Annotated in this window: 8 protein-coding genes; 4 read left to right on the top strand and 4 right to left on the bottom strand. The window is 47.2% G+C overall.

What is annotated here, in order from left to right; translation table 11 throughout:
• Positions 1-309 precede the first annotated feature (309 nt).
• The 4 genes from ghrA to OGV98_RS12350 all read left to right on the top strand — a co-directional run bounded on the left by ghrA (position 310) and on the right by OGV98_RS12350 (position 3,234).
• Entirely contained in the window at positions 310-1,248 is a 939-nt protein-coding gene (gene ghrA, locus OGV98_RS12365; protein ID WP_048233426.1) for a glyoxylate/hydroxypyruvate reductase GhrA, read from the top strand.
• 86 nt (positions 1,249-1,334) lie between these two features.
• Complete coding sequence (locus OGV98_RS12360; RefSeq protein ID WP_003836800.1) at positions 1,335-2,072, top strand: phosphatase; 738 nt, start codon at positions 1,335-1,337, stop codon at positions 2,070-2,072.
• A gap of 23 nt (positions 2,073-2,095) precedes the next feature.
• The gene (locus tag OGV98_RS12355; RefSeq protein WP_071698814.1) at positions 2,096-2,650 is read left to right on the top strand and encodes a TorD/DmsD family molecular chaperone; all 555 of its coding nucleotides are present in this window, start codon (positions 2,096-2,098) and stop codon (positions 2,648-2,650) included.
• A 101-nt stretch (positions 2,651-2,751) separates the two neighbouring features.
• Entirely contained in the window at positions 2,752-3,234 is a 483-nt protein-coding gene (locus OGV98_RS12350; protein ID WP_044700707.1) for a DUF1097 domain-containing protein, read from the top strand.
• Between the two features lie 46 nt (positions 3,235-3,280).
• On the opposite strand, the gene csgG is transcribed toward OGV98_RS12350, so the two are convergent.
• Genes csgG through csgD form a run of 4 tightly spaced genes read right to left on the bottom strand, consistent with a single transcriptional unit; the run spans position 3,281 to position 5,626 of the window.
• Positions 3,281-4,114: a curli production assembly/transport protein CsgG gene (csgG, locus tag OGV98_RS12345; protein WP_003036082.1), complete on the bottom strand. Its 834-nt coding sequence runs from the start codon at positions 4,112-4,114 to the stop codon at positions 3,281-3,283.
• Between the two features lie 25 nt (positions 4,115-4,139).
• Entirely contained in the window at positions 4,140-4,553 is a 414-nt protein-coding gene (gene csgF, locus OGV98_RS12340) for a curli production assembly/transport protein CsgF (RefSeq protein ID WP_003036084.1), read from the bottom strand.
• A gap of 25 nt (positions 4,554-4,578) precedes the next feature.
• Positions 4,579-4,971 carry a curli production assembly/transport protein CsgE gene (csgE, locus tag OGV98_RS12335; RefSeq protein ID WP_003036087.1) on the bottom strand — a complete coding sequence of 131 codons (393 nt, stop codon included), beginning with the start codon at positions 4,969-4,971 and terminating at the stop codon, positions 4,579-4,581.
• 4 nt (positions 4,972-4,975) lie between these two features.
• Entirely contained in the window at positions 4,976-5,626 is a 651-nt protein-coding gene (csgD, locus tag OGV98_RS12330; protein WP_003036091.1) for a biofilm master transcriptional regulator CsgD, read from the bottom strand.
• Positions 5,627-6,000 lie beyond the last annotated feature (374 nt).

Below are 6,000 nucleotides of genomic sequence, written 5' to 3'. Positions count from 1 at the left end.
GATTCGAACCCCGGATACGTTGCCGTATACACACTTTCCAGGCGTGCTCCTTCAGCCACTCGGACACCTCACCATATTGTTGTTCCTGTGCTACCGGAACGGGCGCTAATGTAGGGGAAACACAGCCCCGTCGTCAATCAACTTTTTGAAAAAAATGTGCATTTACACAAACTTCAAGCAACATGGAGCATAAATAAGCGGGAATTGTTTTTTTTGCCAGCATCCTAAAATTTGCTACTCTGATGTTCCCTCGGAAAATGATGATAATAAGTGCGAGAAAGTTCCGCACAACAATGTTCAGGAGACAATGTGGATATAATTTTCTATCACCCAACATTCGATACGACCTGGTGGATTAATGCGTTGGCAAAGGCAATACCTGGTGCAAACGTACGTGAGTGGAAAGCGGGTGATAATGCACATGCTGACTATGCGCTGGTCTGGCATCCGCCGATTGAAATGCTCGCAGGACGAAAATTAAAAGCCGTATTTGCGCTGGGCGCGGGCGTCGATTCTATTCTCAGTAAACTCAATGCTCATCCGGAAATGTTGGATGCGTCGATCCCGCTTTTCCGTCTGGAAGATACGGGTATGGGCCTGCAAATGCAGGAATATGCGGTTAGTCAGGTGCTGCACTGGTTTCGTCGCTTTGATGATTATCAGGCATTGAAAAATCAGGCGAAATGGCAACCGTTGCCAGAATATACTCGTGAGGAGTTTACCGTCGGGATCATGGGAGCAGGGGTATTGGGCGCAAAAGTTGCCGAAAGCCTGCAAGCATGGGGATTCCCACTGCGCTGCTGGAGCCGTTCGCGTAAATCCTGGTCTGGCGTGGAAAGCTTCGCCGGTACTGAGGAACTGGGCGCGTTTTTGAGCCAAACTCGTGTGCTTATCAACCTCCTGCCTAATACGGCAGAAACCGTAGGTATTATTAACGCTGATTTACTTAGCCAATTGCTGGATGGCGCCTACGTACTGAACCTGGCGCGTGGTGTTCATCTCAATGAAGACGATCTTCTGGCATCGCTGGACAGCGGCAAGGTGAAAGGTGCCATGCTGGATGTCTATAGCCGTGAACCGCTGCCGGAAACCAGTCCACTGTGGAAACATCCGCGTGTGGCAATGACGCCGCATATTGCCGCGGTAACGCGCCCGGCGGAGGCGGTGGACTATATCTCCCGCACGATTTTGGATCTTGAGAGCGGGAAATCCGTAACGGGTCAGGTCGATCGCGTTCGGGGATACTAATGCTAACCCGGCGGATGCCGGGTTTCAGCTAATAAATAGCGGCGATACCTGCTATCCTTGACGAAAAATGACTACAGGAGAGAGTTATGTATCCCGTTGACCTGCATATGCATACCGTCGCCAGCACCCACGCCTACAGCACCTTAAGTGATTACATCGCTGAAGCCCGTCGCAAAGGCATCAAGCTGTTTGCTATTACCGATCATGGACCGGACATGGCGGACGCGCCTCACCACTGGCACTTTATCAATATGCGTATTTGGCCACGTGTTGTAGATGGCGTAGGGATCCTGCGCGGCATTGAGGCGAATATTAAGAATATTGAAGGCGAAATTGACTGTTCAGGTCCGATGTTTACCTCTCTGGACCTCATTATTGCGGGCTTCCATGAGCCAGTTTTTGCACCTCACGATAAAGAAACCAATACCCAGGCAATGATAGCCACGATGGCCAGCGGTAATGTGCACATCATTAGCCATCCGGGAAATCCCAAGTATCCGGTTGATATTACTGCAATTGCCCAGGCGGCGGCAAAGTACCAGGTTGCACTGGAAATCAATAACTCTTCGTTTTTGCATTCGCGTAAGGGCAGTGAGGATAATTGTCGTGCGGTTGCTGCGGCTGTGCGCGATGCTGGCGGCTGGGTGGCGTTAGGGTCGGATTCACATACTGCTTTCACGCTGGGAGAATTTGGCGAATGCCGTAAAATCCTGGATGATGTTAATTTCCCTGAAGACAGAATTTTAAACGTCACACCTAAACGCCTGTTGGCGTTTCTGGAATCGCGAGGCATGGAGCCGATCGCGGAATTTGCTGAACTGTAATTGTTACTAACTGGAATATATCAATGAACGAGTTTTCTATCCTGTGTCGTGTACTGGGCTCGCTGTTTTATCGCCAACCGCAGGACCCTTTACTGGTTCCCCTGTTTACCTTAATTAGTGACGGTAAACTGTCTGCCAACTGGCCGCTGGAACAGGACGAACTGCTCACTCGTCTGCAAAAGAGCTGCGATATGCCCCAACTGGCTGCAGATTACAACGCGCTGTTTGTCGGTGAAGAGTGTGCTGTGCCGCCTTATCGTAGCGCCTGGGTAGAAGGGGCGAAAGAATCGGATGTTCGTGCATTTCTTTCTGCCCGCGGTATGCCGCTGGCAGATACGCCGGCAGATCACATTGGTACGCTGTTGCTGGCGGCTTCATGGCTTGAAGACCAGTCTGCGGAAGATGAAAGTGAGGCGCTTGAAACCTTGTTTGTAGACTACCTGCTGCCCTGGTGTGGTACGTTCCTTGGCAAAGTTGAGGCGCACGCAAACACGCCGTTCTGGCGTACCATGGCGCCGCTAACACGTGATGCTATTAGTGCAATGTGGGATGAGTTGCAGGAAGATACTGACGAATAAATGTGATTTAAATCACTTTAATCTGCAACGCAAACTACATGCTTGCATAAATTGTGTGCACGATCTCATTCCTATGCCGTTTTTCTGCTAAGATACGCGGCATGAACATACTTCTCTCAATTGCAATCACAACGGGCATTCTCTCTGGGATCTGGGGATGGGTGGCCGTTTCTCTTGGCTTACTCAGTTGGGCTGGCTTTCTGGGTTGCACGGCCTATTTCGCCTGCCCGCAAGGTGGGCTAAAAGGACTGTGGATCTCGGCGTGTACGCTGCTAAGCGGTGTGGTGTGGGCGTTGGTGATTATTAACGGTAGCGCGCTTGCCCCGCATATGGACATTATTGGTTATGTCATGACGGGAATTGTCGCGTTTCTGATGTGTATCCAGGCAAAGCAATGGTTGCTTTCATTTGTACCGGGCACGTTTATTGGCGCATGTGCAACATTTGCAGGGCAGGGCGACTGGCGACTGGTTGTACCGTCACTGGTACTGGGCCTGATATTCGGCTATGCGATGAAAAACAGTGGTCTGTGGCTGGCATCTCGCCGTGAAAATCGAATATCGCCGACGCTGACCAGTAAATAAAAAAGCGTGAGGGTTTTCCTCACGCTTTTTATGCAGTAAAGATCCATCAGGATTCTGGCGGTACCGACATATGGCGGTATTTAACCAGAATGTCATTATCAACTTGTTTCTTATCCTGCAAATCCCACAATCCGCGATCGATGCCGTCATTAATTAAGAAGATAACGCCTGTTTCAATCGCTGACATCAGACAAAGCATAACCGGTTCGTTAGAGGTGTAGCCAATTTCACCTTCCAACAGACGCTGGTAGTCAATAAAGCGGAACACTCCAGCCTGTACTTCATAAGACAAAATGGTTTTACTGGTGTTCACTGACGACAGGATCTCACCGGTGCTGACGTTAACTACGCGCAGGTTTACCGCTATCTGGTCGAGCTGGTATTGCGTATCGGCGCCAATACCGAAATAACGCGCACCGACACCACCCGATTTAACGTTGCTTTCATAACCGATAATTGACCCTTCCACCATGACGTTTGCTGCGGTCAGGGACTGTAGCGGGATCCGGTTATTAATCGCAACCGTACCGTTTTCCTGAGCCGCACGAATGATTTTACGTTCGTTCAGCAAGTTCTGTAGCCCCTGACGTTCCAGAGGGACGAACCAACGAGAATCTTTCAATGCGGTGACAAGCATAGCCGTGGCGCTTTGCGGGACGGCGGTAGAGAAGTTACTTGCCGGGTAAGGTTTAAATTGGCCAGTCTCATCCTGAATGTTGTATACCGACACAAAGATCTTACCTGTAGGCATAGGCAGATGCGTCAAATCTTTATAGCTTTGGGCCCGGGGCATTAATGTCGGCTTAGCGGCTTCTTGAGGCGGAGCTGTTAAACATCCGCTGAGTAAAATTACTGCCACCATGATAAGTAAGCGCTGCATGATTTTTTCCTTTCGTGGCTATAATTTAGAAATCGGTCGACTGATTTTGTAAACCCGACACTTCAATAGTCGACGTTCTCCCCGTTTTCCTGTCCGTGACATTCAGTTGCAGTTGCCCATCCCGGTTGGCGATATCAACGATAAAATCGCTGGTTACCATCCTCCCCGGTTTACCGGTATTGATATTGGTGAGCAAGCCACCGAGTATTTGCGACTGTATTGCCTGGGTAAAGTTATCCAGTGCTGATGGGGTTTCAATCCCGTAATCGCCAGCACTCGGATCCTTATACGAGTTTTGCGCCTGAGCGCTGTTCAGTAAAAAAGAGCCGTTGTTTGGGTTGCCACCAAAGTTAGGGTTGCGGAACTGGAACGTCATATTTCCGGCCCAACTTAATGGTGAAATCAGCATGAGCAAAACCACTGCATGTTTGACACGCATGAAAGCCTCCGGACTAAATCATGTTTTAGAATTCATCGCGCGCTAAATCGCTCGTACTTAATAGCGTTTGATCTATTTGCCGACGATTTAATGCTTCCTCAGTTTCTGCCAATGCGAAGACCACAATTTTGTCGAAGTCTCTTTTCGTCGGGAATAAAAAAGTCTGGAAGATAACGTCCTGATTGACAGTTATGGTGATCCAACTTCCCCAACGTGCACTGGGCCTTTCATTAATGGTTAAGTTTCCTGTGTACTTACTTTCCCACTTGTCACTAAAGGCACGATAAAAATCATGGCCAATGGAAGAGACAGTGTGGTCAGTCAACAGTCCGGGAACCTCCACCTCTACAGCAGCGTGTAGATTCCCGGCAGCAAGGAACAAATTTGCTGCCACAATCCAGGACAAATAGCTTTTCATGGCTTTATCGCCTGAGGTTATCATTGGCCCACGAGACCGCCTGCGTACGATTTTTGACAGCTATCTTTTTGAAAAGATTATAAAGATGTGTTTTAACCGTATTTTCACTAATAAATAGTGAACGCGCGATTTCAATATTTGAGGCGCCAATACGCAGTTTATTAAGGATCTCTTTTTCACGGTGCGTAAGTAATGCCGACTCCGTGCTGTTATAGCGGTAGTTCCCGGAATGCGTGATCAGGTAGCTGGCGAGCTTTTGGGAAAAGTAGCATTCGCCACGCAACACACCTTGCAATCCGCTAACGACACGCTGCTCATCTTCCGTTGCGTAGAATACGCCATTGATATGCGGCCAGTTTTCAATATCCCGATAAGGATAATCATCTGGGGTATTCAACAATAACGTCTTTATATTGTTGTTTTTTCTGCTCAAATTATCTTGCCAGTAATGGATCAGTTTTTTGTCTGCCTCCATCATGTCCAGTAGAACAATGCAGCTGGAGGAAATATCATCCAGAGAACGTTGAATATTATGTAGTTTTCCGGTTAACGCCAGCGATTGTTTTAAATGCTGTAATAACGCAGTTGCCTGCAGGGATGGTTTAGTGATCAACAATAATGTATGACCATGAATACTATGGACTTCATTAAACATGATGAAACTCCACTTTTTTAGTCGCACACCTGACAGCTGTCTCTACTAAAATAGAGGCACCAGAAGTACTGACAGATGTTGCACTGCTGTGTAGAAATAAAATATCGACCCAACGGGGTGAAAATATTAAAACAAATGGACTTCAACTGATTTCAATCTAGCTATTACAAATCTTAAAGCAAGTGTTAAACATGTTACAGAATGTAAATTTATATATTAAAATGTGATTTTAGGGTTTTTTAGAAGTTTAGATTTGATAGTAAAGTTGTACATTTTGGCGATATTGCATAGATTTAAAAAATCATACAAATTATAATATGGTATTGATTATTAAGAATTAAATTTATGCTTAGATGGTTTTTGATTTCTAATGA

The organism is Citrobacter sp. Cf136, from assembly GCF_030333815.1.
Taxonomy (GTDB): Bacteria; Pseudomonadota; Gammaproteobacteria; order Enterobacterales; family Enterobacteriaceae; genus Citrobacter; species Citrobacter freundii.
The sequence above is the reverse complement of the archived record's forward strand: the minus strand, read 5'-3'. Positions and strand labels throughout refer to the sequence as shown.